We start from the raw sequence: 24,754 nt of genomic DNA, 5'->3' as shown, positions 1-24,754 counted from the left end.
AGTAAACGAGCGGTTGTTTCCTTTTTTAGGGAGAAAATTTAGTTAATCATTCTTATAAAAAAAATATAAATTTTCAAAAGAATGTTAAACACCCCTTGTAAAAAAAGGAATCAAACACTATAATGTCTACTATACAAAGACAGTTGTTCTCGTAAAAAGAACATCAACGGGAGGAAGCAGATGGAGACAATCTCAATTGGACTACTCGGATTAGGAACTGTTGGATCGGGCGTTGTGAAAATTATCGAAAATCATCAGGATAAAATTATGCATCAGGTTGGCTGTCCGGTGAAAGTAAAAAAAATTCTAGTCAAAAATATCAATAAAGAGAGAGATGTAGAGGTAAAAGACATCCTCCTAACAGTGGAAGCAAATGATATTTTGGATGATCCTGAAATAGATGTGGTAATTGAAGTAATGGGTGGGATAGAAGATACAAAGAACATCTTGCTCAAGGCACTAAGAAATAAAAAGCAAGTAGTCACAGCAAATAAAGATTTAATGGCTGTACATGGAGCAGCGCTTTTGCAGGCAGCTTCCCAGAATAATTGTGACTTATTTTATGAAGCCAGTGTTGCTGGGGGAATTCCTATACTAAGGGGATTAGTTGATGGATTAGCTTCTGATCGAATCATCAAAATGATGGGAATCGTGAACGGTACAACTAATTTTATTCTAACGAAAATGAGTCAACAGCAAAGACCATATAGTGATGTCTTATTAGAAGCACAAAAATTAGGTTTCGCAGAAAGTGATCCAACCTCAGATGTAGAAGGATTGGACGCTGCTAGAAAAATGACGATTTTAGCTACTCTAGGCTTTTCCATGAATATAGGATTAGAAGATGTGAAGGTAGAAGGAATTACCAATGTAACAGATGAAGATATTCAGTATGGAAAGCAGTTGGGATACACAATGAAGCTCATTGGTATCGCTCAAAGGCAGGAAGAAAAAGTCGAAGTAAGTGTACAGCCGACCTTTATCGTAGACAGTCACCCATTAGCATCTGTTAATAATGAATATAACGCTGTTTATGTTTATGGAGAAGCTGTAGGAGAAACGATGTTTTATGGTCCAGGTGCTGGAAGCTTACCTACTGCAACAGCAGTTGTGTCGGATTTAGTTAATGTCTTAAAAAATATGAGATTGGGTGTAAACGGAAAGGGAGCAATTGCTCCACAATTTAAAAAGAAGTTAAAAGATCCAGATGAAAGATTTTCAAAGTATTTCTTGCGTCTGCAAGTAGAGGATGAGGTTGGTGTATTTGCAGAAATTACCTCCATCTTCTCTCAACATGGAGTCAGTTTTGAGAAGATTCTCCAATTACCAGTGAAGGAAAAAGGGCTGGCGGAAATCGTCCTAGTTACACATCATGCTTCTTTATTAAACTATGAAAATATATTATTAGAATTAAGGGATTTAAGATCTGTCCGAACAGTCAAAAGTTCATACCGAGTTGAGGGAGGTACAAAGTAATGAGATGGAAAGGCCTTTTAGAAGAATATAAAGAATATTTGCCAATAAATGAATCAACACCGATGTTAACATTAAATGAAGGAAATACGCCATTAATTAAGCTAGATAAGTTGTCGGAAGAGTGGGGCGTAGAGCTTTATGTTAAAACAGAAGGAACGAATCCTACTGGGTCTTTTAAAGACAGAGGAATGGTAATGGCTGTTGCAAAGGCTAAAGAAGAAGGTAACTCAACAGTAATCTGTGCTTCTACTGGTAATACATCGGCAGCAGCTGCAGCATATGCTACTCGTGCAGGAATGCGTTGTATCGTAGTTATTCCTGAAGGGAAAATCGCGATGGGTAAACTTGCGCAAGCGGTAATGTATGGTGCAGAAATTATCGCTATTGAAGGGAATTTTGACCAAGCCTTACAAATGGTTCGAAAAATTAGTGAAACAGAGCCGGTTGCACTAGTGAATTCTGTTAATCCATATCGTTTAGAAGGTCAAAAAACGGCAGCCTTTGAAGTGTGTGATCAATTGGGAGGAGCTCCAGACATATTGGCAATCCCAGTTGGAAACGCAGGGAATATTAGTGCATATTGGAAAGGATTTAAAGAATATCATCAAGTAAAGCAAACAGGGCTTCCGAAAATTCATGGCTTCGAGGCAGCAGGAGCGGCCGCGATTGTTCATAACCGTGTTTTTGAAAATCCAGAAACAATTGCTACCGCGATTCGCATTGGTAATCCGGCAAGCTGGAAGTTAGCTGTTCAAGCACAGCAAGAATCAAAGGGGATTATTGATGAAGTAACAGATGAAGAAATAGTAGCTGCTTATCGTACAATAGCAGCTAAAGAAGGTGTGTTTGCTGAGCCAGGTTCCTGTGCATCCATTGCTGGTGTGTATAAGCATATTCAAAGTGGAAAAATTCCAAAAGGAAGTAAAATTGTCGCTATTCTTACAGGAAATGGCTTAAAGGATCCAAATACAGCTATTGATGTTAGTCCAATAAAACCAGTAGTTCTACCAAATGATGAGAAGGCTGTTGCGAACCATATCAAAGGAGTCGTTCATATATGAACGAAGGCGAAATGCTATTTATTAAAGTGCCAGCAAGTACGGCTAACTTAGGCCCAGGCTTTGATAGTATTGGCTTAGCGTTAAATTTATATCTAACATTAGAAGTAGTCCGAAGTGATTGTTGGGAGGTTATTCCGTTAACGGATGAACTAAAGGAATTTCCTCAAGATGAAAGAAATTTCATTGTTAAAACAGCTATCGAGGTTGCAGAATCATTTCAAACTATTCTTTCACCCTGCGAGATTAAAGTTGCTAGTAATATCCCTCTAGCAAGGGGCTTAGGATCGAGCGCATCGGCCATTGTAGCGGGAATTGAACTTGCGGATCAAGTTGGAGACTTACGCTTGACGAAACAAGAAAAGTTTGAAATTGCATCTAAAATGGAAGGACATCCAGATAATGTAGGAGCAAGCCTTTTTGGTGGTTTAGTAATAGGGTGTCAATTAGGGGAAGAAGTAGATGCAGAAACGATCCACTCCATCGATTTGGAAGTGTTGGCGGTTATTCCAGAGGAAGAACTGTTAACAAAATCTTCACGGGGCGTATTGCCGAGTACTCTATCTTTCGGCGAAGCTGTTTCTGCAGGTGCAATATCTAATTTACTAGTTGCAGCCCTGTTGTCAGGTAATCTAGAGCTTGCAGGGAAGATGATGAAGAAGGACAAGTACCATCAGCCTTATAGAAAAGAACTTGTTCCACATTTGCAAATATTGGAGGAGCAAGCCTATGAGCTTGGTGCTTATGGTGTTGCTCTAAGCGGTGCAGGGCCGACTGTGCTATGCTTTGTAAGACCTGGAGAAATGAATGCTTTAATTGAGGGTTTAACCCCGTTATTACCTGAAATGTGCTTTCTGCCATTGGAAATAGACAAGGAAGGCAGTCTTTGTACCGGGGCTATTGTAACAGATGCTTAATAAAATAATGTAAGCAAAAGAAAAGAGGATGCAGCTTACTGCATCCTCTTGCTACTTCTCCATATTGTAAAGATTAAAATACTTGCTCTACTTCATAAATTCCTGGAACTTCTTCTAATAAAGCACGTTCAATACCAGCCTTTAAAGTAATGGTAGAGCTTGGGCAGCTTCCGCATGCGCCAAGTAAGCGCAGTTTAACAATGCCGTCCTCTACATCAACTAATTCACAGTCTCCGCCATCTCTTAAAAGGAATGGACGTAATTTATCGAGTACTTCTTGTACTTGTTCTTTCATTTCTAATTCTTGCATACATATCGACTCCTTTCCTATTATTTATTATAATCACATTAGGATGAAAAATCTATAATCAAGAAACATGAATTGATAAACAAAAAATGGATTTATTTAAAACAATACGATAACAGTAAAAGAAGAAATAGACAGTTAGGGAGGGAATCTTTTGAAAAAAGAGATTGAAGTAAGTATTTATGGGGCAGATCAAATTTGTGCGAGCTGTGTTAATCTGCCATCTTCAAAAGACACGTATGAGTGGCTTCAAGCAGCATTGAGCAGAAAGTTTCCAGAACAAACCTTTCAAATTAATTATTATGATATATTTCAAGCAAATTATGAAGAAGAAAAAAATGAATTTTGTCGGAAGATAATAGAGGAAGACTTATTTTATCCAGTCGTCGTCGTCGAGGGAGAAATAGTTGGAGAAGGAAATCCTAAGTTAAAGATAATTTATGCAGAATTCGAGAAATATGGATATACGAGCATATAGACGAAAGGGAAGGAGAGTCGTTTTTAAAATGTGATAAAGAATAGAGTGTATCAATTAAAAACGGCTCTCCTTTATTAATCGGTTATTTTGCTTTTTTTATTTTATCCTTCCAAAGGACACCATGCTTTATTAAACGTGGAATTCTTCCAGTTAGAGCGGTTTTGGCGATAAGCCCAAAGCCGTCTTTTTTTCCTAAAGAGCCAAGTACACCTTTTAGCTTGATAGGAGGCATATGATACGGAAGCAATTTACCTTGCCATTTAGAAATGAGGACAAAGGCAATTTGCTCTGCCTGTCCTCGAGCAAGCTGTGCACTAGGAGGATGATTTAAACTAGCACAATCTCCTACAACAAATACATGTTCATTACTTGGAAGGTGATGATATTTGGAGAGAAAAATTCTTCCTTTCTTATCCTTTTCTACGTCTAACGCACGTACAATTTTATTTGGCTGGATTCCTGCAGTCCATACGATACAGTCAAAAGGCATGGGGCTTCCGTGATTATAAACAAGATTCTCTTCGATGCGAGTAATTTCACTGTTTTTATAAACGATAACTTTTTTTGTCTCAAACCATCGTTCAACATAATTTCTTACCTTTTTTGGATAGGCGGATAAAATGGCATTTCCTCGATCAAATAATGCTATTTGTAGCTTTTTGCTTTCTGCTAGCTCGGCAGCTAATTCAACACCACTTAGCCCACCGCCGATAATTGCCACTTTTCCATTATCGGGCAAGCCTTGAAGATGTTTATGTGTATGTTTAGACTTGCTAATTGTTTGAATACTATGTGTGTATTTATCTGCTCCCTCCACTTGATGATAATCGTCTTCACAGCCAAGCCCAATAATTAGATCATTATATGCAATTGGATTTCCATCAGATAACCATACCTTATTTTTTTCCAAATCAATTTTTTCTACTTCTGCTTGTATAATACTGACTTGAGGGTGTTTAGGAAAAGGAATTTGTAGGCTTTGATCTTGAACAGTTCCAGCAGCAATAGCGTAATATTCCGTTTTAAGAAAATGAAAAGGAACTTTATCTATTAATATGACCATTAGATTATATGGTAAATGGGGTATTATGGAGGATAAAAGTTGCATTCCACCATACCCACCGCCTAATATTACTAATTTTTTCATTCTTTCCCCCCTTAACAATTATCGGTATCTATTGTATGAAATAGTTCATTAAAGTCGGAGCTGTCTCCTTATAGAGTATATTAAAGGGTTAGGACGGTTTATTCATATTTACAGAAGGAAAATGACTTTTCCTTTGCAGTTCATCATGTTTGCAGCACTATATTTCAAAATTTTTTTCTTATTGGATAATTGGACATTCTTTGCTTAAGCTACACGAAAACCTAGTATAATTGTAAGAAAGAGGTGAGCTGAATTGTTTAAACCACTAATTGAATTCTGCCTCAGCAACCTTGCATCTGGAGCAATGGAAGCAAAGGAAATTCTTGAGCAGGATGATTCTTTAGATGTAATTGATTATGGCTGCTTAGGTTACTGTGGACATTGCGGGGAGTCATGCTTTGCTTTGGTAGATGGAGAAATAATAAAAGGGGAAGATTCACAAGAACTTGTGAAAAAGGTATATCAGTATTTAGCGGAGCACCCATTTGCATAAAAAATCTATCAGTGAGTGAGTGGTAACAGATTCCACTGATAGATATGATTTCATATGAAGGTTTTTTGGCTGTCACGCATTTCCTGCCAGCTCTCTTTAGCTAGCTTCACAATTTGTGTTTCAACGGTCCTATTCTGCTGTTCGATTACTTTCGAATAAAACTTAGTAGCTTTCTCTAAGTTATTTGTACGCTTTGAAAGATCTGCTATTAAATAAATAGTCCTTAGTTCAGATACTTTGGTACCTTGGTAATCACCAATGGAATAGGAAGTTTCATATTCTGATAATGCAAGGTTAATAAAACGGATTTCCTGTTCTGTATTATTTAGCATGCGATAATGCCATGCAATGCGGAGATATAGACCAGCGACGGTAATATGTTTTTCCTTTCGTACAGAAGCACAATAAGCAGCTAATTTATATGTTTTAATACTATCCTCTATACTCCGTTCCTTATCAAATGAATATGGAATCCAGTGGGAACTAACTTTTTCAATAAGTGCCATCTTGCCTTCTTGTGAAAAATAACGACTGGAGTCATCACTGTAAGAGAAACCACAAGCTGGGCACACATTTATGTAATAAAGGAGTGGATTATGCTCATCATAGATAGGAAAGAAATCTGAATCCATTTTATTCAATTTAACAAATCTTGTACGCAATTTCTTTGTAGTAAACTTAGTTTGGCAAAGTAAACAAGTACATTGTTTGTCAAATAATGGTTTGATCTTATTCAAGCGTCTCCCTCCTTTATCGATAGGTATAATTTCATGTTGTATATATCCTAATTATACATCTGTTTAAGTATTTTTTCCTATATAAATATTATAAATAGGTATATAGTCCTTGTTTGTGTGTGAAGGAAAGCAAATAAAGGAGAAAAGATATTATTACCAATCTTTTACTCCGTTTCATTCAGTTGAGTAGTTTTAAAGGGAGGTATATAATAGAAAATAATAAAAGGACGAAAGGAGAATGTACAGTGACAGAAGAAATCGTACACATAACAGAAGCCGCTGCTCTTCAAATAAAAGAAATGATGAAGGAAAATGAGGAAGAAAATTCTTATTTAAGAGTAGCAGTAAAAGGTGGAGGCTGCAGTGGATTATCTTATGGAATGGGCTTCTCACCGGAAAAAGAAGAAAATGACCAATTGTTTGAGCAATTTGGTATTCGTGTATTAGTAGATCAAAATGATGGTCCAATCTTAAAGGGTACAAAAATCGATTACAAGCAATCCCTGATGGGTGGAGGCTTCACCATCGACAATCCTAATGCGATTGCCTCATGTGGTTGTGGGTCATCTTTCCGTACAGCGAAAGTGGCTGGGACACCTGAGGAATGCTAATATAAAATAAAAAAACATCACTATATCAGGATTGAAACCCTCAGTTAGAGGGATCTTGAATGATTAGTGGTGTTTTTTTAATTTCTAGATAGATAAATAAAAGACTGAGTGTAATCACATTCCTTTTCAGAAAGGGAACGATTATCATCAGTCTTTAAATAATTCTTCTTTTTACTTAAATAATGAAGTACTATGAAGCGGCTGTACTCGTGCCTTTGGATCCATATATGTTTTCGCATTATTGACAGCTGTAGGTGCTTCGCCAAATCCAGTAGCGATCAATTTAACTTTTCCATCATATGTGCAGATGTCACCAGCTGCATAAATCCCTGGAATATTTGTTTCCATTTTGCTGTTAACAACAATAGAGTTCTTTTGAATGTCAAAGCCCCATTCTTTAATTGGACCTAAAGAAGAAACAAATCCGTAGTTTACGATGACTGCATCTACATCAATAATTTCTTTTTCTTGTGTAGTTACATTCTCAAGAATAACTTGTTTAATCTCCTCATCTCCAACTAATTCAGACGGAATATAAGGTGTTTTAATGTTAACTTTTGAATTTTTAAGATTTTCTACACTATGCTCATGTGCACGGAATTTATCACGTCTATGTGCTAAATAAACTGTATCAGCAATGGGCTCTAGCATTAATGCCCAATCTACAGCAGAATCTCCACCGCCAAATACCATTACTTTTTTACCTGCAAAATGATTTAAGTCATTGATGAAGTAATAAAGGTTTTTTCCTTCAAAATCTTTCGCTTGCTCCAATTCTAATTTACGAGGCTGAAATGCTCCATTTCCAGCAGTTATAATAATGGTTTTGGAATAATGGACTTCCTTATCTGTAGTGATTTTGAATACACCATCCCCTTGCTTTTCAACCGTTTGAACAGCTTGTTCCAACACAATGGACTGCTCAAATTTTTTCATTTGCTCTTCTAAATTATCTACTAACTCTTGGGCGCGAATTTTTGGGAAGCCCGCAATATCGTATATATATTTTTCAGGATAGAGCGCTGTCAGCTGGCCGCCAAGTGTAGGGAGACTTTCGATAATCTTAACGGTTGCTTGTCTCATCCCTCCATAGAAAGCAGTGAACATTCCAACTGGCCCACCACCAATAACTGTTATATCATAAATGGTTTGATTTTCTTCCAATTTTCTAAAACCCTCCTACAAAAAGATTCAATCTACAAGCTATCATATCATAATGATTATGATTTCTCACTTTTTTAAACTTAGTTTTTTTAGTAATCTAGGTCCACACTTTTCCTTTTTATTAATAGAAAAATTACTATAATTTGTTTTTATTCCGTTATGCTCTATTCATTTTGATTAGTGGTACAAATATAAAAAAATTTAGTGTTTAAGAGAGTTAAGCACCTAGTTTTTTAGCTTTTTTTGGTATTTTACTAGGAGAAAAGTTCCTCTTTTTAACTATTTATGAATAAATTCTTTGAATATGGGAAATGAATAGTTTTGGGAGGAGTGAAAAATATGAATTTTTATAAAAGGTTTTTAAGAAGAGTAGGAATGGTGCTACTTTTTATGGCAGCTCTACTAACTACATTTCAGTCAATATCAGGTGTTAAGGCAAGTGCGATAAATTTTAGTAATAATAATTATGAACAATCAGAGGCAAGCGAGACGAACGGTCAGTTTGATCATACAATAAAGCAAATTGGGGTAGCATTAAAGAGTTTTAAAAAAGCATTGGTGGAGAAAACACAAATCTCCTCCAGTAAAGAGGTTGCGGGGAAGCCACCATTGTTGGAAAATATGAAAGATTGGTCACAATATCCAACAAGGCGAGTTGTAGCGACTGGTTATACGGCTGGATATGAATCAACTGGGAAGAACCCAGGTCACCCCCAATTTGGGATTACGTATTCAGGTGTAAAAGTAAAAAGAGATTTATATAGTACCATTGCAGCAGATACAAGTGTATTTCCGATTGGGACAATTCTTTTCATCCCTGATTATGGATTTGGAGTAGTTGCTGATACTGGTTCAGCAATTAATGGAAATAAAGTAGATTTATACTATGAAACAGTACAAGATGTCTATAGCCAATGGGGAAAGAAAACACTAGATGTATACATAGTAGAAATGGGTAAAGGTAAATTAACAGAAGAGACATTAAGTGCATTGAATGAAGAAGAATCGATGCAAGTATTCCGTCAACAGTATACGAAGGCAGAAAATAAATAAGCAAAATACATCACACATAATCCAAAAGGATGTCCTAAAAAGACAGTATTCCAAGCAAATGTACATAACTTGTTTGGAATACTGCCTCTAAGGCATCCTTTTTTATATAATTACTTTTATAAGTAGGAGCTGTTAATAAATAAGCATATGTAATAGCAGCGTTAATAAGATGCCCGTTATTCCTCCGAAAAACACCTCTATAGGTTTATGTCCCAATAATTCTTTTAATTCTTTTCTTTTCTCTTGTTCTGGTTTGTTTTGCCATCCCTTTGCATCATTTAAAAATTTATTAAAATCGTTTACTAAGCGATTTAAAACGATTGCTTGTTCCCCTGCTTGCCTTCTTACACCAGTAGCATCAAACATGGTGATAATGGCAAAAATCGCTGCAACAGCAAAAATCGGTGAATCCAATCCTGTTTGAAGAGCAATAGCAGTTGAAAGGGCAGTTACAGCAGCTGAATGAGAGCTTGGCATGCCTCCAGTACTAGTTAACAGAGACCAATCAATTTTTTTGGTAACAAAAAAAGTAATCGGTACTTTGACAAATTGTGCGAAAAAAATTGCAATTAGGCTCGCAAATAAAGGGAAGTTAGCTAGTAATTCCATAAATAACACCTCATCATTTCTGTTGTAGAATCTGTACTTTTAGTATGTATACCTTATTTAACGCATTACTAATCTTTCATATAAGGAATATTAATGGAAATAAGGAGGTAGACAGTGGAGCATAGAAAATAGAGAGTGGAATGATTTTTTTCTGTTTTTTCTGAGCGATTGAGAGAAGAAAATGCAATTCCATTTTTAAAATTATTGAGGACAGCATTATCCTTGCTTATAAGGAATGTTTCCACTTATCTTATTATAACATAACCAAATATCGTGCTTTCTACTTAAAATCGAAAAAAATCCGTTAATATTTTAAGGTTGAAAGGAAGAAAAGTAATTAGGTATACGAAATGTTGTATAAATTCGTTATAATAAAGGAAGAAATAGAATGGAGGAATGGAAATATGTTTTCTTATCACAAAGAATGGGATTTTCAAAATAACCATGAAAGTATTATTGTCGGCCTTTTTGACAAATCTATTAAATTAGAAGGAAAGCTTCAGCAATTAGATGAACTTTTTGATGGAGAGTTAACCACTCTAGTAAAAGATGGAGATATTTCAGCAAAGAAAAAATCCATTACTGTTATACATACTTTTGGGAAAATTGGAGCAAAACGAATTATTTTTGTTGGATTAGGAAAAGAAAAAGAGCTTTCTTTTGACGAACTTAAAGAAATATTTGGGGCAACATTTAAACGTATTACAAAAGAAAAATGGGTGGAAACGGCCATTTATTTAGATTCCTTTGTTACGGAAGAAAATGAAGCAGAGGATGTTGCTCATGCATCTAGTGAGGCATTTGGTCTAGCAACCTATGAATTTGTCGGCTATAAGCAAAAGTCAAATGAGCCAGAAAAGAAGATAGAGGAAATAACGGTATATAGCAACGCGGAAGAAGAGGCGGTTTCGGCAGCACTTACAGTAGGGTATGTGTATGGACAGGCGACAAACTCAGCACGTACACTCGTTAATCTACCAGGCAATATGTTAAAAGCTACAGATTTAGCTAATTATGCATTAGAATTAGCAGGAAAATATGGATTTGAAGCAGAAATTTTAGAAAAAGAAGATATGCTAAAGCTTGGTATGGGTGCACTCCTTGCAGTTAACCAAGGTTCAACAGAGCCACCTAAAATGATTGTGCTGAAATACCAGGGAAAAGAAAAGTGGGAAGATGTAATAGGCTTAGTAGGAAAAGGAATCACTTTTGATACAGGCGGCTATTCTATCAAGACAAAAACAGGTATTGTCGGTATGAAAACAGATATGGGTGGAGCAGCAGCTGTCCTTGGTGCAATGGAAGTTATTGGTGAACTAAGACCAGAACAAAATGTTGTTGCAGTAATTCCATCGACTGATAATATGATAAGCGGCCATGCGTTTAAACCAGATGATGTCATTACATCGATGAGTGGAAAAACGATAGAAGTATTAAATACAGATGCAGAAGGACGCTTAGTTTTAGCAGATGCAGTAACCTATGCGAAACATCATGGCGCTAATTATCTTGTTGATGTTGCAACCCTCACTGGTGGTGTAATTACGGCACTAGGTATGGAAACAACAGGGGCAATGACGAACAATGAATCTTTATTTGAAAAAGTGTTAGAAGCTTCTTATGAAGCTGGAGAGCAAATGTGGAGACTACCTATATTTGAAAGCCATAAAAAATTGGTACGTAATAGTCCAATAGCTGATTTAAATAATTCACCAGGAGGTGCTGGCCATGCGATTATGGGTGGCGCATTTATTGGCGAATTTGCAGAAGAAACTCCATGGGTACATTTAGATATTGCTGGAACTTCTACACAAAGTAAAGCAACAGATTTAGGCCAGCCAGGTGCAACTGGTGCAATGACAAGAACCCTTGCGCTATTTGTAGAAAGATTTGAAAGTACGAAATAACAATAGCAAAATAAAAATAAGCAGCAAAAGAACCCCGTCCATTTTTAGTGAGGGGGTTCTTGGCTTATAATTAAATGGGAGTACTATGAATTCTAAGCCAATTTTCCATTGGTTCTGGCATATGTGAATGTGCAACGAGACCTGCATGACCTCCTTCAAATAAAACAAAGGATTTATCTTTGCTTGAGACAAGATTCATGATTGGTTCACAGAGGGAACTTGGAACAAGGGGATCATTCTTTGTTGAAAATACGAGAAGATTGGATTCGATTTTTGATAAATTAACTTCTTCTCCATGAATGGTTAATCCACCCTCAATCATTTTATTGTCCCTTACAAAGTCGTTCATAAGTTGCTTAAGTGTTGCTCCGGCAACTGGAATGTGATCCAGTGTCCATTTATTCATCCTTGCCCATTTTTCCGTGTAGTTTTTCTCCCCAGAGCGATTTAGAAGAGCTAAATAATGACTAAAGGACACAGGTGCCACAAGCAGCCTAGTCCCGTATTTTACCGATTCTGGAGGAATAACTCCCATTTTATCAATAAGTTTATCAAAGTGTAATTCCTCTTCGCGAAGTGCTTTTAGCCAATTATCGTAATCTGGAAAAGCAGAAAAATCGATTGGAGAAACGGCAAGGACGAGATTTTTTATATTAGCATTATCTAATGCGGAGAATATAGTAGCAAGTGTACCTCCTAGACAAAAGCCAATGACGGTGAAGGAATCTGAGTCTGCATGTCGCATTGCCCGATTGAATCCTGGTTGAATATACTTTGTTATATAATCATCAATTGTTAGATGGCGATCTTCATATGCTGGTATCCCAAAATCGATTAAATATGCATCATATCCTGCATTATTAAATGCCTCAATTAAACTCATGGAAGGGCCTAAGTCGAGAATATATGGTTTATTGACAATAGAATAAATAAGATAGATAGATTCTTTGAATTTTCTTTTTTTGGAAGGGTAGTACCATAATGTCGCTTTATTTTTTTTCCATATTGCATACCTTTCTGTTTGTCCAACAACTGGGTCATATGATAATGTATGAATAAAATTTGCTAGATTTTTTTTTGCCATAATTATATCGCCTGATTAGGAAAAGTGGAGTGGCTGATTTCATCTTTTTGTAATTCTAATTGTTGTTTTGCTTGTGATAATTCATATTGCAGTGTGGAAATTCTTTGTTCTTGTTCTGTCATTTTATTTGATAACTGTAAGGAATAATCATCGGATGGACTAAAGCTTAATTGCTCTATTAATTGCTTTACTTCTCTCATCATATTAGTCAATTCATACAATTGATCATCAAGATTATCAATTTTCTCTTCTGATTGAATAATTAATTGGGTAGCATTTGCTAAATCTGTTTTGGTAGGAAGATTGATATAATTACTTAATTGTTCTGAGTAGTTTTGAATCTGATCAAGCTTGTTTGTTAATGGGTTTGTTTTTGTACTTGTAAAATCAATGATAGACATTTGATTTAAACTATTTTTGATTCGGTTATTTATCCGATATTGCAGTAGGTTTCCACCTTTTTTTAATAACTCATAAAAGTCGATTGTAACATGAGCCATTTTCTTATCCCTCTTTCTTTTCTTTTTTTGAACATCTACAGAAGCTTTTTACAGTATGGAAGAAAGTCCACCATCAATAGCGATAATTTGTCCAGTGATATAATTAGATGCTTCTCCTGATAAAAGAAGAATGATTCCGTCTAAATCATTTAGTTTACCTAAACGTCCTGCTGGAATTTTTGCACTAATTTGCTTTTTATGATTTTCGAATACTGTCGTTATTTTTGTTGGAAAAAATCCTGGGGCAATCGCATTTACTTGAATATTGTATGGTGCTAATTTAATTGCTAATTCTTTTGTTAACGTAATAAGAGCCCCTTTACTAGTGTTATATGCTATCGCGTCTAATAGCTGTGGTGGTGTCCCGCTAAATGCCGTAACAGAGGAAATATTAATGATTTTTCCGTGGTTTTGTTCTGCCATTTTTTTAGCGACTGCCTGTGAAAATAAAAAAGTCCCTTTAACATTTACATCGAGTACATTGTCCCATTTGTCCTCAGGGTAATCTAAAAAAGGCGCAATCCAAGAAGTGCCACTGTTATTAACTAAGATATCAATTGTTCCGAATTTCTCGATTGTTTTACTAATAACCTGTTCAATATCCTCTTTTTGGGAAACATCGCAAGACAGGGCTAACACATTAATTCCTTTATCCTGTAATTTAGCAGCTGTTTTTGCACATTGCTCTACATTTCTAGAACAAATGACGATATTTGCCCCTGCATTTCCTAATGTGTCTGCCATTTGTTCTCCTAACCCACGACTACCTCCAGTAATGATTGCTGTTTGATTCATTAAATCAAATAGTGAATTCATTTTATTTACCATTCCTCCTGCTACATCTATTCCATATAGTATAGACAAGCAATGTCCTAAGGGTGAATAAATTGATGGATTTACCTATGCCTAACCTGTATCTCACTTTAAATGTTCGTCTACATGATTTAGTTAAATTAGAGAGAATTCATGTTAGAAGAAATTTAGCTGTTAAAGGCAATAGCCCAGTCCAAAAAGGGGACATTCGCATAGAAAATAGAGTAGAGAGAAAAAAGTATAAAGAGAGTGGAGGTAATTGCGAATGATGCACGGTTATCCATATCGATATCAATATCCGCAACAAGATTCAAGAGTTTGGTTTGCAGCACCATTTGTGGGTGGCTTATTAGGAGGAGTTCTAGGAGGAGCTTTAGTAAGACCTAGACCGTTCTATGGTCCAGTACCATATGGACCTGTTCCGTATGGACCAGTGCCTTATGGACCGTATCCTTATTACTAAAAAGCAAATTTGAAATTTTATACATGTTTGTAAAGACGATTTAGTGTGACCTGGTTTTTGATTCTTTCAGTCTGCACCTATAAGCAGTCTGAAAGAATCCATTAGCAAAAATTTTTTACCGCCATCTTAATTGAACAGATAAAAAGCAGCAATTGGGAGGATTATTTTTGTGATCAAAGTTTAATGTTAAGCCATCTGGATTATAGGAAATTTTAGGTGTTTCCTTCATACCAATAGATTTAAATAATTGTTCCATTGTATCTGTTTTAGATAATTGGGCTGCACTCATTATGTTTTTAGAGAATTCGTAGGAATTAGCTAACTGCTTTATACAGGCTTCGGCATCGGATAAAAGATTTAATGTGTCTTTAGCAGAATCAATAAACTTAGCAGGATTTACTTCAGGAAATTCACGAAAATAGATAGGATAATGAAGATATGGATGGAATGCTGCAGGAGTATACGTATTGCGGTGATAAAAAAGGGCTTGGTACATACTGGACATTCCTTTCGTACAGAATAATCAATCATTTCACTTCTTAAAGCCTATTCTTAATAGAAGTAAAATATGTATCGAGAGAAAAATAAAGACTTGAGATCATTTACAGGTTAAAATAACCGTTCATGATTTCAAGTCTTTATATAGTCTTTTCTTATATTCATGGGAATCATGGTATAATTAAATGCCTGTTCCCTATGGATAAGTCAATCATGGATTAAGCCTTGCTTCCTGTATCTTAGGAAAGCTAATTCCACGCCATACGTCTTACTTAAAAGTTGTGGCGGTGTTCGATTAGGTCAATTGTTCCGAGCACGATGTGGGCTAGTCCAAAACCGAACACTGTATTGGAGATCATCGAATCAATTTTTCGATTTTGCTTCATTACCATTCCGGCTGTTGTAACAGCTGTTCCAAGGACAGTAGGGATTAATCCTTCACGAATATGCGTCATTTTGTGGCACTCCTCTAATGGATTTGGTCCTAAGAAAGGACTTGATTATTATTCGCTATTAGTTCATTGTTTACCCTATCCTAAGCAACAGTTAGTAATGGGAAATGATGGACTCATTTTTCCCTTGCGGCTGCCTCTTTTGCCTGTTTTAAATCATCTCTAATTGTTACATCCGCCATTGGTATTTTACTATTATATGCAGCACGAATAATAAGCTGTCCTGCAACTGGAGAAGTTAAGAAAATAAAAGCAATCGCAAGAATTAAGCGAGAATTAAAAATTTGTTCTGCCTGAAAAAAATAAAGACATACACCAAGAAGGATACACATTACCCCTAGAGTTGCTGATTTGGACGCTGCATGGCTTCTTGTGTAAACATCTGGAAGGCGCAATACTCCAATGCTTGCAACAAGGCTTAACAGGGCTCCAAGGAGAATAAGAACAGCGATAATAATGTTAATGATTGTCTCGGTCATTTTCGATAATTTCTCCTTTCTCTAGATACTTAGAAAAAGCTACTGTCCCGATAAAAGCTAAAATACCTATGAGAAGAATAACTTCCAAAAAGGCTGACGTTTTTAATACTACTGATAAAATAGCAGTAATAGCTACTAGGTTTATTCCGATTGCATCAAGAGCAACCACTCTATCAGGAGTGGTTGGTCCCTTTACAACCCGATAAATAAATAAAATGGTTGAGATAGAGACGATAAATAAGGATATGTTCATGATAGTTTGGAACATTAAATACTCACCTCTTGTATGGCTTTTTCAAAGTTATGTTTGATACTACTAATCGTTGCCTCTTTATCACTAATATCCATGGCATGAATATAGAGAATTTTATTATCCTCTGAAATATCCACTACAAGTGTTCCAGGTGTTAGGGTAATTAGATTACAAAGTACAGTTATTTCCCAATCCTTCGTTAATTCCGTTTCCAATGCAAAAATTCCCGGTGTTACCTTCAGCTTTGGCTGTAGAATAACCTTTAATACTTCAATATTAGAAAGGATTAGCTCTCTCAAGAAGATACCTAAAAGCTTTAAAATGGAGACAACCCGGTATAAATAAAACTTATCTGAGAAAAATCTTCTTGTAATATAGATAAGAATCAAGCCAATTATGAACCCGATTAGAAACGTATCTGGAGCGAAGGAGCCTTTCAGAAACATCCAAATAAAACTGATAAGAAAATTTAATAATAATTGAAATGCCATCGTTATCACTCCTTTAATACAGCATGTATATAGTTTTCAGGCTGAAGCAGATTCTCAGCAGCTAAAGAAATATAGGGTGAAAGCACCTCTGCCCCAATTCCGATAAAGACAGAAAGAAGAACTAGTATACAGCCGGGTAATAAAAGTGTTCTTACAGGCTTTTTCATCACATTATCTGATTCTTCTCCCCAAAACCCTTTTACAAATATTTTAATGACAGAAAGTAATACAAAGAGACTTGATAGAACGACAATAAAGCTTCCAATATAATTACTTGCTTCAAATGCTCCTTGTATAATAAGTAATTTTCCGACAAAGCCACTTAGTGGTGGAATCCCTGCTAGACCTAGTGCTGCAAGGAAAAAGGTCCAAGCTAGGAGAGGATATTTTTTCATTAACCCGCCCATGTACTTTAAATTGCTAGTACCAGTAATATAAATCATGACGCCAATTAATAAGAAGAGAGCTCCTTTTATAATCATGTCATGTAAAAGATAAAAAATGGATCCGGTAAGGGAAACAGCATTAAAGGTGGAGAATCCAAACAAGATTACCCCAATTGCAGTAACGATATTATAGATAATTATTTTTTTTACGTCGTTATAAGCAATAGATCCAATAGCCCCTAAAATTATGGTTATAAGGGAAAGAATGCCTAATAGCGAAAAGACGTAAGAATCTTCGTAAAAGAATAAGGAGTAAGTTCGGACAATGGAATAGACTCCTACCTTTGTTAATAATGCTCCAAATAATGCAAGAATAGGAATTGGCGCTGCATTATAAGAGCCGGGAAGCCAGAAAAATAATGGAAAAATAGCTCCTTTTAATCCGAATACGATTAGAAAAAGGACAGCAATTACTGTTAATATTCCAGCTCCTCCTATTTCGCTAATGCGCTCTGAGATAAAAGCCATATTTAATGTACCCACGACAGAATAAAGGTAGGCAACAGCTATAACAAAGAGTGCAGATGCAACAACATTTACAATTATATATTTTACTGTTTCTCTTAACTGGACTTTTGTGTTTCCAAGAACGAGTAGTACATAGGAAGCCATTAACATTACTTCAAAGAATACAAATAGATTAAAGATATCGCCAGTTGAGAACGCACCAATAACGCCAACTAAAAGAAATTGAATAATGGAGTAATAAAAGTAAGATTCCCTTTCTCTCTCCATTCCTTTAAAGGAATAAATGATGCAACAAAATGCAATAATGTTTGTAGTTAGCACAAGTAGTGCAGATACCATATCTGAAACAATGGTTATTCCAAAAGGAGCATCCCAATTACTCAAATTTACTGTTTGAATTCCAGCATTTTTAATTTGTTCAATCATAGATAATGTAACAATAATGGAAACACTAATGCTTAATAAGGAAAAAATGCGTTGTAAAATGATTTTCTTATAGAAGAAAATCAAAATAATTCCCGTTAATAAAGGAATTAAAATTGGAAATAGAATTAAATTACTCATACTTTTTCCCTCTCAATTTCTCCATATTATCTGTCCCTAATTCTTGATAAGTTCTGTAAGCAAGCACTAATAAGAAAGAAGTAACACCAAAGCTAATAACTATGGCTGTTAATATTAACGCTTGAGGTAAGGGATCAGCATAACTTTCTGCGTGCTGTCCCAATAGAGGGGCAGCACCCTTTTTAAGTCCACCCATTGTTAATAATAATAAATGAACCCCATGACTAAGAAGTCCTGTTCCAATAATAATGCGCAATAGGCTCTTAGAAAGAATTAAATAAGTCGCACACATAAACAAAATTCCGATTATAAATGCCATTAAGAATTCCATTAGTCATCCTCTCCAATCGTTTGAATAATGGTCATTGTAACGCCTACTACTACTAAAAAAACACCGAGATCAAATAACGCAGCAGTATGAAGAGACGTTTCTCCTAATAAAGGCAAATGCGCATGTTTATTAAAAAAATGCGTTAAAAATGGTTTGTTAAATAATACGGCAATCATACCTGTTAAGGTACTTATTAACAGGCCAATTGCAGTAACATAGATAAAATTTATCGGGAAGATTTTCTTCACAAATTTTATATCATAAGTAATAAGTAATAGAACGATTGCTCCACTTGCCATTAATCCACCTATAAATCCTCCACCTGGTGTATAATGCCCAGCAAAAAAGAGATCAACAGAGTATAGGAGTATCAGAAAAACAATGACTTTTGTGATGGTTTGTAAAACTAAATTATTTATTTTCATTTTTCTTTCCCCCCATTCTCAAGGTTATCATGGAATAAATACCAATTGCAGCAATGGAAAGCACCGCTATTTCAAAGAGCGTATCAAATCCCCTGAAATCAACTAAGATTACATTTACCATATTTTCTCCTGCCGCTTTTAAATACGTATTTTCCACATAATATTGAGAAATGGAATCGAATAGTTTTGTGCTATAGGAAGCAATTGCAATAAGCATAATAACGAGTCCTACTAACACAGAAATTACTGCATTGGACAATTTAAAAGGAATACTTTCTTTTTTTCGTGCGTTCCGTGGTAAATGATAAAAACATAGTAAAAATAAGGCGACTGATACTGTTTCAATTACCAATTGTGTCAATGCAAGATCTGGTGCCCGAAATACTACATAGAATAAAGAAACCGTATATCCGACTGCACCTAAAAGAATAATGGAAGTTAACCGTGATTTAGAGAACAAAATAGAAATAGCTGAAACAACAAGAACAAGTGACAAAACTACTTCATAGCCTCCAATTGGCGCAAGTCGAAGCGTATCAATTGTAAATCCATCCTTTGCAAATAAAGTATAGGATAGGATAAGGATAAAAAAGGTGAAGATATAAAATAAATAGGTTCGAAGGGAACCAGTCATATATCTGTTTGTCATCCTACTAAATAGATTTTCTGTTTCCCCAAATAATTTATCATATATCGAATTCCATATAACAGGAATAGATTGATAAATAACAGCCCATTTTCTAACAGTTAAATAAAGGATTGTCCCAAATACAATGACACCAATCGTCATAAATAGTTCTGGTTCGAAACCATGCCAATGATAGATATGAAGATCATATACGCCTCCGCCATAAATGGAAGTTATAGCAGGAGATAGAATGGTATTTGCTAGTAACCCTGGGAACAGTCCGAATACTAGAACAAGAGATACTAATACAATTGGTGAAATTAGCATACCCATTGGTGCTTCATGTGGCTTAGTAGATAATTTTTCCGGTTGATATCTCCCTGTAAAGGTTTTAAAGACTAGAATCATACTATACACGAATGTAAAGATGCTACCGATCCATGCGATAATGGGTAACAGAACTCCCCAAGTATCTAATTGAAACATATTGAATTCACGAATGTTCAACATGCTCGCAAAAAACATCTCCTTGCTTAGAAATCCGTTAAATGGAGGAATTCCAGCCATGGATAACGAGCCAATCAAAGCAATGGCAAATGTGATTGGCATTATTTTCATTAGTCCACCTAAACGACGAATATCTCTTGTCCCGGTTTCATGATCAACAATACCAACCATCATAAACAAACTACCTTTAAATGTGGCATGGTTGACAAGATGGAAGACTGCCGCTGCCGTTGCAACATAATAAACACTATCATTATTATAATGTGCTCCAGCAGCACCAATTCCTAATAAAGACATAATCATACCAAGCTGACTAATTGTTGAATAGGCAAGAAGTCCTTTTAAGTCCACTTGCTTTACAGCAAAGAATGAACCGTACAAAAGGGTGATAATCCCGACAAGTGATACAATCCAAATCCAATAACCAGAAACTGCAAATACAGGGCTTAAGCGTGCTACAAGATATATCCCAGCCTTTACCATCGTAGCGGAGTGCAAGTAGCTGCTGACTGGAGTTGGAGCTTCCATGGCGTCTGGTAGCCAAATGTGGAATGGGAATTGTGCAGATTTTGTAAAAGCACCAAGTAAGATACAAATCATAGCCAATATGAATAACGGATGGGAAATGATAGATTCTTGTTGGACGATAGTAATAATTTCTGAAATGGTAAATGACCCGGTCATAATATAAAGCAGGATTATTCCAGCTAATAAAGAAAGTCCTCCAAATACCGTAATTGCCATTGATTTAATAGCCCCATAACGAGAATTACTTCGATTATTCCAAAAACCGATTAGAAGAAAAGAAGAAATACTTGTAATTTCCCAGAACATATACAGAGCAATTAAATTATCTGATAATACAACTCCAAGCATAGCCCCCATAAATAAGAGAAGATACACGTAGAATTGATTAATCTTTTCTTTGTTTTTATCCAAATAATAGATGGAATAAAGAATGACAAGTGCGCCAATTCCAGATATTAAAAGAGAAAATAGCATTCCAAGACCATCTAATTTTACTGAAAAGTCAATACCTAATGATGGAATCCATGCAATCGATTCTGTTTTTGCCTGTAAATTGGACGTCGCTCCAATATTGCTACAGAAATAAATAAACAGTAGAATGGGCAGTGGTAATATAAACCATCCCGTATGTACTTTTTTCATCAATTTATATGCAATAGGAATCAATAGAGTGTATAAAAATGGTGAAAGTACAACCCAGTGAAGAATAGACAAATTAAACCCTCCTTAAACAAAATCTAAATAAAATGACTTTGAAAATGAATGAACATGATAAAGTATAACGCAAAAAAAACCGCTATGCACATAGGAAACTTGAAAATTATTGGACAATTAACTTTGCTATTAAATAGGAAGAAACAGGTCTAAAACTGCAAAAAAATTTTTTTGTTTTTTTGTGTAAAACACCCACCTTTTTGCTCAAACTAATGGAGAGGTGGTTAAATAGATGAATATAAAACCAAAAATATGTATTTCCATTTGTATATTTTCTTTTTGCCTCTTAGTAGGGATTTTCTTGAATAGCTTTCAAAAAAGAGAATTTTATTCATTAGATGAGCTCTTACTTCTAGAAGATGAAGACTCCCTTTTTCTAGAAGAAACGATGGTTCCCTTTCAACCAAGAGAATATATACGCAAAATAGCAGTAGAATAAAGCTTTAAATAAGAGGGACAGCCTTAATATCAGGGGTGTCCCTCTTTTATGTTTTACATTGCCTAAAAAAATATGTGTAGGAAGAAGATTTTTTAATGGGTCATTCGCGAGGAAATAATTGCTGAGTGAACTGGTATAAAAAGTCTTGAAAAAAACTCCCGAAAAAATACAGAAAATTAAAAAGGTTAAGTGATATTCTGTTATAATAATAAGTAGATAAATATCGGAATCAGCTTAAGGATAAACAAAAAATGGAGATATTCTTCAAAAAGGAAGAACTGCTAAAGACGCACGATTCATGTGAAATATCGATGAAAAAGAAGGTGAAAGAATGGAAAAGCAACAGTATTTATTTATTGACTTTGAATTCACCATGCCAGAGAAAAGTATTAAGTTTAAGGGGTTTTATCCTGAAATTATTGAGGTTGGTATCGTAGCCGTTGTAGATGATTCAATAAGGGAACAGTTTTCTTCTTATGTAGCACCCCGTAAGTTTTCAACACTCTCAAGGAGATGCAAATCTTTTCTACATATTTCACAAGAACAAGTAAATAATGGGATGTCATTCAATGGTTTAATGAAAAAACTGGAGAAAGTTTGCGCAGGATATCAAAATACCATTGTTACATGGGGAAATATGGATATGAAAGTGCTGAAGGATAATTGTCAGAAAGCACACATTCCATTTACGCTTCATTGTAAGGAAGTAGATTTGTCCATGGAATATAAGCGCTTTTTTGGAGATAAAAACCAAACGGGCTTATGGAAAGCAGTTAGGGAGTATGGGAGGGAAGGAACAGGAAAACATCATCGTGCGCTAGATGATGCATTAACCACATACCATATTTTCAAACTTGTGGAACAAGATAAAAAATATATGGGGAAGTCCAATCCACCAACAATAGGAGATTTAATTGACATGTCCAAATTACTTAATAAGTTTGCTTAAAAAAGACGAAGATATCATTCCTCGTCTTTTTTTATTTGAACTTCTATTGTAATGCTTAAGATAACTTATAAAATTCTGCATTAAGTATTTCTAAGTTTTTCAAGCTTAGCGCAGCAAATTCTGAATCGTCTTTTTGAAGCTCTTGACGCATTTTTTCTAAAGCTACTTGCAAGGATTGGTTATAAGCGGGGATTGTTTCCTCCGAATATAGCTTAACCATCTTTTTGGGAGCATTCATTTGTTCCCGATAGGAAAGTGCTTTTCGTTCATGAAAAATCTCTACCATTGCTTCTTTCGGATGATGTAAATCTCCCTGCATTGGATGTTTTAATACAGCAAGTACACGCACTAAATAACTTTGTGGTCGTATATCTGTTATTTCCCCTATATATTTTCCCGTTTTATAAAAGGCGGTCACGATAGAACCGATAGGTAGTTCTGACAAGAAAATCCCTCCATCTGCTATTTCCTTTTATAGTATCATAAATAATCTTTTTTTGATAAACGAGAATAAACTGCATATTAGTGAAGTTTTTTCAAATACTAATACCAAACCGTCTATGGAGGAAGAAAGATGAAAAAACTGTGTTTATTGGCGATTATTCCCCTTTTCCTATCCGGTTGTGCGGCAGGTGAAGTTACAAAAGTAAAAGTAGTCATGTATAATGATGTGGGCGATTCTTTAGGAACAATCGAGCTACAAGAACAATCGGCAGGAGTGAAGTTAGCACTTGATTTAAAAGGCCTAACTCCAGGGATTCATGGTATTCATATTCATGAGACAAATAAATGTGATGCCCCTGATTTTAAATCTGCAGGAAATCATTTTAATCCAGACAATAAAGAGCATGGATTGCTACATCCAGAAGGTGCCCATGCAGGTGATTTACCTAATATTTTGGTGAAAGAAGATGGCACAGTAAAAGCAGAGCTTATGGCGCCACAAGTAACACTTAGAGATGGTAAAACATCATTGTTTTCAAAGGAAGGAACTTCTATTGTTATTACAGAACAACAGGATGATGGAATGACACAACCAGCCGGTGATTCTGGTGAAAGAATTGCATGTGGTGCTATAAAGAAGAAATAGAAAAAAGACGAGGCTGAGACAAAACTAAATAACTAATCTTTAAAGACGAACAATCTCTAATTCAGCTCTTAAATATAGCTACTTACTCATGACTATTAGCTATGTTTTAAATATAGTCAAGTGTAAAACTAAGTCGTTCCATTGCGCTACAGGCACTCGATGCGCCGGGGAAGAAGCTAAGCCTCCTCGCTGCACTGCGGGGTCTCAGCCTTTATTTCCCGCAGGAGTCGAGTGTCTTCCGCTCCATTCCACTTCATTTTTTAAACTTTATTCCAAACCAACAAACACGAACTTTTATGTATATTAACTACATGAAAGTTCGTGTTTCTTATTGATGGTTTCGAAAACCCCTGGCTATGCCGGGGGTTCCGGAGAGCTTATAGCGAGGTAACAAAAAAACCTCCTTTCATGGTAGGATAAAGTTGGTTTCCCGACCACTTTATCTCACGCAAGAAGGAGGTATGCCCTTATGAAGGACATGAACAGTTTAGCACATACAACATGGAATTGTAAGTATCACATAGTCTTTGGATTGAGTCAAGTTTTTGTGGGAGTTTTTTTAGCTCCCTTTTTATAAAATAAAACTTTTAATTTTGTATCCGCTTTCTAAACATTTTCTTTCATCAAAATTTCGTTTTTTTCTTTTTTTAAAAACCTTTTAATCCCTGTAAGGCA

Annotated in this window: 31 protein-coding genes; 13 read left to right on the top strand and 18 right to left on the bottom strand. The window is 35.5% G+C overall.

Going from position 1 to position 24,754, the window contains the following annotated elements:
• Nucleotides 1-180 precede the first annotated feature (180 nt).
• The 3 genes from QQZ16_RS13465 to thrB are packed head-to-tail and all read left to right on the top strand — an operon-like array spanning nt 181 to nt 3,451.
• Nucleotides 181-1,476: a homoserine dehydrogenase gene (locus QQZ16_RS13465; RefSeq protein ID WP_235248099.1), complete on the top strand. Its 1,296-nt coding sequence runs from the start codon at nt 181-183 to the stop codon at nt 1,474-1,476.
• Nucleotides 1,476-2,537, top strand: coding sequence for a threonine synthase (thrC, locus tag QQZ16_RS13460; protein ID WP_048718486.1), 1,062 nt, complete (start codon nt 1,476-1,478; stop codon nt 2,535-2,537). The genes QQZ16_RS13465 and thrC overlap by 1 nt, the downstream gene beginning before the upstream one ends.
• Nucleotides 2,534-3,451 carry a homoserine kinase gene (gene thrB / locus QQZ16_RS13455; protein ID WP_048718484.1) on the top strand — a complete coding sequence of 306 codons (918 nt, stop codon included), beginning with the start codon at nt 2,534-2,536 and terminating at the stop codon, nt 3,449-3,451. Before thrC ends, thrB begins: the two co-directional genes overlap by 4 nt.
• A 73-nt stretch (nt 3,452-3,524) precedes the next feature.
• On the opposite strand, the gene QQZ16_RS13450 is transcribed toward thrB, so the two are convergent.
• Nucleotides 3,525-3,761, bottom strand: coding sequence for a NifU family protein (locus QQZ16_RS13450; protein WP_048718482.1), 237 nt, complete (start codon nt 3,759-3,761; stop codon nt 3,525-3,527).
• A 151-nt stretch (nt 3,762-3,912) separates the two neighbouring features.
• Between QQZ16_RS13450 and QQZ16_RS13445 the strand changes: the two genes are divergently transcribed.
• Nucleotides 3,913-4,236, top strand: coding sequence for a DUF1462 family protein (locus tag QQZ16_RS13445; protein WP_048718480.1), 324 nt, complete (start codon nt 3,913-3,915; stop codon nt 4,234-4,236).
• A gap of 82 nt (nt 4,237-4,318) precedes the next feature.
• On the opposite strand, the gene QQZ16_RS13440 is transcribed toward QQZ16_RS13445, so the two are convergent.
• Nucleotides 4,319-5,383 carry an NAD(P)/FAD-dependent oxidoreductase gene (locus QQZ16_RS13440; protein WP_235248097.1) on the bottom strand — a complete coding sequence of 355 codons (1,065 nt, stop codon included), beginning with the start codon at nt 5,381-5,383 and terminating at the stop codon, nt 4,319-4,321.
• Between the two features lie 253 nt (nt 5,384-5,636).
• Here QQZ16_RS13440 and QQZ16_RS13435 point away from each other — a divergent pair, with 253 nt between their 5' ends.
• Complete coding sequence (locus QQZ16_RS13435; RefSeq protein ID WP_235248095.1) at nt 5,637-5,876, top strand: DUF1450 domain-containing protein; 240 nt, start codon at nt 5,637-5,639, stop codon at nt 5,874-5,876.
• A 50-nt stretch (nt 5,877-5,926) separates the two neighbouring features.
• Here QQZ16_RS13435 and QQZ16_RS13430 read toward each other — a convergent pair whose 3' ends face one another.
• The gene (locus tag QQZ16_RS13430) at nt 5,927-6,613 is read right to left on the bottom strand and encodes a DUF2225 domain-containing protein (protein ID WP_235248093.1); all 687 of its coding nucleotides are present in this window, start codon (nt 6,611-6,613) and stop codon (nt 5,927-5,929) included.
• Nucleotides 6,614-6,858: 245 nt separating this feature from the next.
• On the opposite strand from QQZ16_RS13430, the gene QQZ16_RS13425 reads away from it, so the two are divergent.
• On the top strand, nt 6,859-7,224 hold the full coding sequence (locus QQZ16_RS13425) for a HesB/IscA family protein (RefSeq protein ID WP_031536916.1): 366 nt from the start codon (nt 6,859-6,861) through the stop codon (nt 7,222-7,224).
• Nucleotides 7,225-7,395: 171 nt separating this feature from the next.
• Here QQZ16_RS13425 and QQZ16_RS13420 read toward each other — a convergent pair whose 3' ends face one another.
• Nucleotides 7,396-8,388, bottom strand: coding sequence for an NAD(P)/FAD-dependent oxidoreductase (locus QQZ16_RS13420; RefSeq protein ID WP_235248091.1), 993 nt, complete (start codon nt 8,386-8,388; stop codon nt 7,396-7,398).
• A 339-nt stretch (nt 8,389-8,727) separates the two neighbouring features.
• Here QQZ16_RS13420 and QQZ16_RS13415 point away from each other — a divergent pair, with 339 nt between their 5' ends.
• Complete coding sequence (locus QQZ16_RS13415) at nt 8,728-9,441, top strand: 3D domain-containing protein (RefSeq protein WP_235251729.1); 714 nt, start codon at nt 8,728-8,730, stop codon at nt 9,439-9,441.
• 132 nt (nt 9,442-9,573) lie between these two features.
• On the opposite strand, the gene QQZ16_RS13410 is transcribed toward QQZ16_RS13415, so the two are convergent.
• Nucleotides 9,574-10,050 carry a divergent PAP2 family protein gene (locus QQZ16_RS13410; RefSeq protein WP_031536919.1) on the bottom strand — a complete coding sequence of 159 codons (477 nt, stop codon included), beginning with the start codon at nt 10,048-10,050 and terminating at the stop codon, nt 9,574-9,576.
• Between the two features lie 404 nt (nt 10,051-10,454).
• Between QQZ16_RS13410 and QQZ16_RS13405 the strand changes: the two genes are divergently transcribed.
• On the top strand, nt 10,455-11,957 hold the full coding sequence (locus QQZ16_RS13405; RefSeq protein ID WP_031536920.1) for a leucyl aminopeptidase: 1,503 nt from the start codon (nt 10,455-10,457) through the stop codon (nt 11,955-11,957).
• Nucleotides 11,958-12,027: 70 nt separating this feature from the next.
• Here the strand turns inward: QQZ16_RS13405 and QQZ16_RS13400 are convergent, their stop codons facing one another.
• From QQZ16_RS13400 to QQZ16_RS13390, 3 genes are read right to left on the bottom strand one after another with little or no spacing between them, the layout of a single operon-like run.
• Nucleotides 12,028-13,041, bottom strand: a complete 1,014-nt coding sequence (locus tag QQZ16_RS13400) for an alpha/beta fold hydrolase (protein WP_031536921.1) — start codon at nt 13,039-13,041, stop codon at nt 12,028-12,030.
• A 2-nt stretch (nt 13,042-13,043) separates the two neighbouring features.
• Nucleotides 13,044-13,541, bottom strand: coding sequence for a hypothetical protein (locus QQZ16_RS13395; RefSeq protein WP_031536922.1), 498 nt, complete (start codon nt 13,539-13,541; stop codon nt 13,044-13,046).
• Between the two features lie 48 nt (nt 13,542-13,589).
• Nucleotides 13,590-14,357 (bottom strand): glucose 1-dehydrogenase, encoded by a 768-nt coding sequence (locus QQZ16_RS13390; RefSeq protein ID WP_284561404.1) that lies wholly within the window; start codon nt 14,355-14,357, stop codon nt 13,590-13,592.
• Nucleotides 14,358-14,431: 74 nt separating this feature from the next.
• On the opposite strand from QQZ16_RS13390, the gene QQZ16_RS13385 reads away from it, so the two are divergent.
• On the top strand, nt 14,432-14,623 hold the full coding sequence (locus QQZ16_RS13385; protein WP_031536924.1) for a hypothetical protein: 192 nt from the start codon (nt 14,432-14,434) through the stop codon (nt 14,621-14,623).
• Complete coding sequence (locus tag QQZ16_RS13380) at nt 14,620-14,817, top strand: hypothetical protein (protein ID WP_031536925.1); 198 nt, start codon at nt 14,620-14,622, stop codon at nt 14,815-14,817. The genes QQZ16_RS13385 and QQZ16_RS13380 overlap by 4 nt, the downstream gene beginning before the upstream one ends.
• A gap of 115 nt (nt 14,818-14,932) precedes the next feature.
• Here QQZ16_RS13380 and QQZ16_RS13375 read toward each other — a convergent pair whose 3' ends face one another.
• From QQZ16_RS13375 to QQZ16_RS13335, 9 genes are all read right to left on the bottom strand, one after another.
• Nucleotides 14,933-15,322 (bottom strand): hypothetical protein, encoded by a 390-nt coding sequence (locus QQZ16_RS13375; RefSeq protein WP_031536926.1) that lies wholly within the window; start codon nt 15,320-15,322, stop codon nt 14,933-14,935.
• Nucleotides 15,323-15,587: 265 nt separating this feature from the next.
• A complete protein-coding gene (locus tag QQZ16_RS13370) occupies nt 15,588-15,770 on the bottom strand; it encodes a hypothetical protein (protein ID WP_031536927.1) in 183 nt (60 codons plus the stop codon).
• 113 nt (nt 15,771-15,883) lie between these two features.
• Entirely contained in the window at nt 15,884-16,246 is a 363-nt protein-coding gene (gene mnhG, locus QQZ16_RS13365) for a monovalent cation/H(+) antiporter subunit G (RefSeq protein ID WP_031536928.1), read from the bottom strand.
• Complete coding sequence (locus tag QQZ16_RS13360) at nt 16,227-16,514, bottom strand: Na(+)/H(+) antiporter subunit F1 (RefSeq protein ID WP_031536929.1); 288 nt, start codon at nt 16,512-16,514, stop codon at nt 16,227-16,229. Before QQZ16_RS13360 ends, mnhG begins: the two co-directional genes overlap by 20 nt.
• Complete coding sequence (locus QQZ16_RS13355; RefSeq protein ID WP_031536930.1) at nt 16,514-16,990, bottom strand: Na+/H+ antiporter subunit E; 477 nt, start codon at nt 16,988-16,990, stop codon at nt 16,514-16,516. Before QQZ16_RS13355 ends, QQZ16_RS13360 begins: the two co-directional genes overlap by 1 nt.
• A 5-nt stretch (nt 16,991-16,995) precedes the next feature.
• Nucleotides 16,996-18,468 carry a Na+/H+ antiporter subunit D gene (locus QQZ16_RS13350; protein ID WP_031536931.1) on the bottom strand — a complete coding sequence of 491 codons (1,473 nt, stop codon included), beginning with the start codon at nt 18,466-18,468 and terminating at the stop codon, nt 16,996-16,998.
• Nucleotides 18,461-18,799, bottom strand: coding sequence for a Na(+)/H(+) antiporter subunit C (locus QQZ16_RS13345; protein WP_031536932.1), 339 nt, complete (start codon nt 18,797-18,799; stop codon nt 18,461-18,463). The genes QQZ16_RS13350 and QQZ16_RS13345 overlap by 8 nt, the downstream gene beginning before the upstream one ends.
• Nucleotides 18,799-19,224 (bottom strand): Na(+)/H(+) antiporter subunit B, encoded by a 426-nt coding sequence (locus tag QQZ16_RS13340; RefSeq protein ID WP_031536933.1) that lies wholly within the window; start codon nt 19,222-19,224, stop codon nt 18,799-18,801. Before QQZ16_RS13340 ends, QQZ16_RS13345 begins: the two co-directional genes overlap by 1 nt.
• A complete protein-coding gene (locus tag QQZ16_RS13335; RefSeq protein WP_031536934.1) occupies nt 19,211-21,601 on the bottom strand; it encodes a Na+/H+ antiporter subunit A in 2,391 nt (796 codons plus the stop codon). Before QQZ16_RS13335 ends, QQZ16_RS13340 begins: the two co-directional genes overlap by 14 nt.
• Before the next feature lie 232 nt (nt 21,602-21,833).
• On the opposite strand from QQZ16_RS13335, the gene QQZ16_RS13330 reads away from it, so the two are divergent.
• Both QQZ16_RS13330 and kapD read left to right on the top strand, forming a co-directional pair.
• Complete coding sequence (locus QQZ16_RS13330; RefSeq protein ID WP_031536935.1) at nt 21,834-22,040, top strand: hypothetical protein; 207 nt, start codon at nt 21,834-21,836, stop codon at nt 22,038-22,040.
• 331 nt (nt 22,041-22,371) lie between these two features.
• Nucleotides 22,372-22,989 (top strand): 3'-5' exonuclease KapD, encoded by a 618-nt coding sequence (gene kapD, locus QQZ16_RS13325; protein WP_031536936.1) that lies wholly within the window; start codon nt 22,372-22,374, stop codon nt 22,987-22,989.
• 55 nt (nt 22,990-23,044) lie between these two features.
• Here kapD and QQZ16_RS13320 read toward each other — a convergent pair whose 3' ends face one another.
• Nucleotides 23,045-23,434, bottom strand: coding sequence for a kinase-associated lipoprotein B (locus tag QQZ16_RS13320; RefSeq protein WP_031536937.1), 390 nt, complete (start codon nt 23,432-23,434; stop codon nt 23,045-23,047).
• A gap of 129 nt (nt 23,435-23,563) precedes the next feature.
• Between QQZ16_RS13320 and QQZ16_RS13315 the strand changes: the two genes are divergently transcribed.
• Nucleotides 23,564-24,079, top strand: coding sequence for a superoxide dismutase family protein (locus tag QQZ16_RS13315; RefSeq protein ID WP_031536939.1), 516 nt, complete (start codon nt 23,564-23,566; stop codon nt 24,077-24,079).
• Nucleotides 24,080-24,754 lie beyond the last annotated feature (675 nt).

The sequence above is a fragment of the Bacillus sp. T2.9-1 genome, assembly GCF_950097965.1.
In the GTDB taxonomy this organism is placed as follows: Bacteria; Bacillota; Bacilli; order Bacillales; family Cytobacillaceae; genus Niallia; species Niallia hominis.
The sequence above is the reverse complement of the archived record's forward strand: the minus strand, read 5'-3'. Positions and strand labels throughout refer to the sequence as shown.

Coding starts and splice junctions, on each gene's coding strand:
- QQZ16_RS13380 (WP_031536925.1), top strand. CDS start 14,620: ATGATGCACGGTTATCCATATCGATATCAATATCCGCAACAAGATTCA.
- thrB (WP_048718484.1), top strand. CDS start 2,534: ATGAACGAAGGCGAAATGCTATTTATTAAAGTGCCAGCAAGTACGGCT.
- QQZ16_RS13385 (WP_031536924.1), top strand. CDS start 14,432: ATGGATTTACCTATGCCTAACCTGTATCTCACTTTAAATGTTCGTCTA.
- QQZ16_RS13410 (WP_031536919.1), bottom strand. CDS start 10,050: ATGGAATTACTAGCTAACTTCCCTTTATTTGCGAGCCTAATTGCAATT.
- QQZ16_RS13370 (WP_031536927.1), bottom strand. CDS start 15,770: ATGACGCATATTCGTGAAGGATTAATCCCTACTGTCCTTGGAACAGCT.
- QQZ16_RS13465 (WP_235248099.1), top strand. CDS start 181: ATGGAGACAATCTCAATTGGACTACTCGGATTAGGAACTGTTGGATCG.
- QQZ16_RS13350 (WP_031536931.1), bottom strand. CDS start 18,468: ATGAGTAATTTAATTCTATTTCCAATTTTAATTCCTTTATTAACGGGA.
- QQZ16_RS13415 (WP_235251729.1), top strand. CDS start 8,728: ATGAATTTTTATAAAAGGTTTTTAAGAAGAGTAGGAATGGTGCTACTT.
- QQZ16_RS13340 (WP_031536933.1), bottom strand. CDS start 19,224: ATGAAAATAAATAATTTAGTTTTACAAACCATCACAAAAGTCATTGTT.
- QQZ16_RS13450 (WP_048718482.1), bottom strand. CDS start 3,761: ATGCAAGAATTAGAAATGAAAGAACAAGTACAAGAAGTACTCGATAAA.
- kapD (WP_031536936.1), top strand. CDS start 22,372: ATGGAAAAGCAACAGTATTTATTTATTGACTTTGAATTCACCATGCCA.
- QQZ16_RS13440 (WP_235248097.1), bottom strand. CDS start 5,383: ATGAAAAAATTAGTAATATTAGGCGGTGGGTATGGTGGAATGCAACTT.
- QQZ16_RS13355 (WP_031536930.1), bottom strand. CDS start 16,990: ATGGCATTTCAATTATTATTAAATTTTCTTATCAGTTTTATTTGGATG.
- QQZ16_RS13375 (WP_031536926.1), bottom strand. CDS start 15,322: ATGTCCAGTATGTACCAAGCCCTTTTTTATCACCGCAATACGTATACT.
- mnhG (WP_031536928.1), bottom strand. CDS start 16,246: ATGACCGAGACAATCATTAACATTATTATCGCTGTTCTTATTCTCCTT.
- QQZ16_RS13360 (WP_031536929.1), bottom strand. CDS start 16,514: ATGTTCCAAACTATCATGAACATATCCTTATTTATCGTCTCTATCTCA.
- QQZ16_RS13390 (WP_284561404.1), bottom strand. CDS start 14,357: ATGAATTCACTATTTGATTTAATGAATCAAACAGCAATCATTACTGGA.
- QQZ16_RS13315 (WP_031536939.1), top strand. CDS start 23,564: ATGAAAAAACTGTGTTTATTGGCGATTATTCCCCTTTTCCTATCCGGT.
- QQZ16_RS13405 (WP_031536920.1), top strand. CDS start 10,455: ATGTTTTCTTATCACAAAGAATGGGATTTTCAAAATAACCATGAAAGT.
- QQZ16_RS13345 (WP_031536932.1), bottom strand. CDS start 18,799: ATGGAATTCTTAATGGCATTTATAATCGGAATTTTGTTTATGTGTGCG.
- thrC (WP_048718486.1), top strand. CDS start 1,476: ATGAGATGGAAAGGCCTTTTAGAAGAATATAAAGAATATTTGCCAATA.
- QQZ16_RS13395 (WP_031536922.1), bottom strand. CDS start 13,541: ATGGCTCATGTTACAATCGACTTTTATGAGTTATTAAAAAAAGGTGGA.
- QQZ16_RS13400 (WP_031536921.1), bottom strand. CDS start 13,041: ATGGCAAAAAAAAATCTAGCAAATTTTATTCATACATTATCATATGAC.
- QQZ16_RS13330 (WP_031536935.1), top strand. CDS start 21,834: ATGAATATAAAACCAAAAATATGTATTTCCATTTGTATATTTTCTTTT.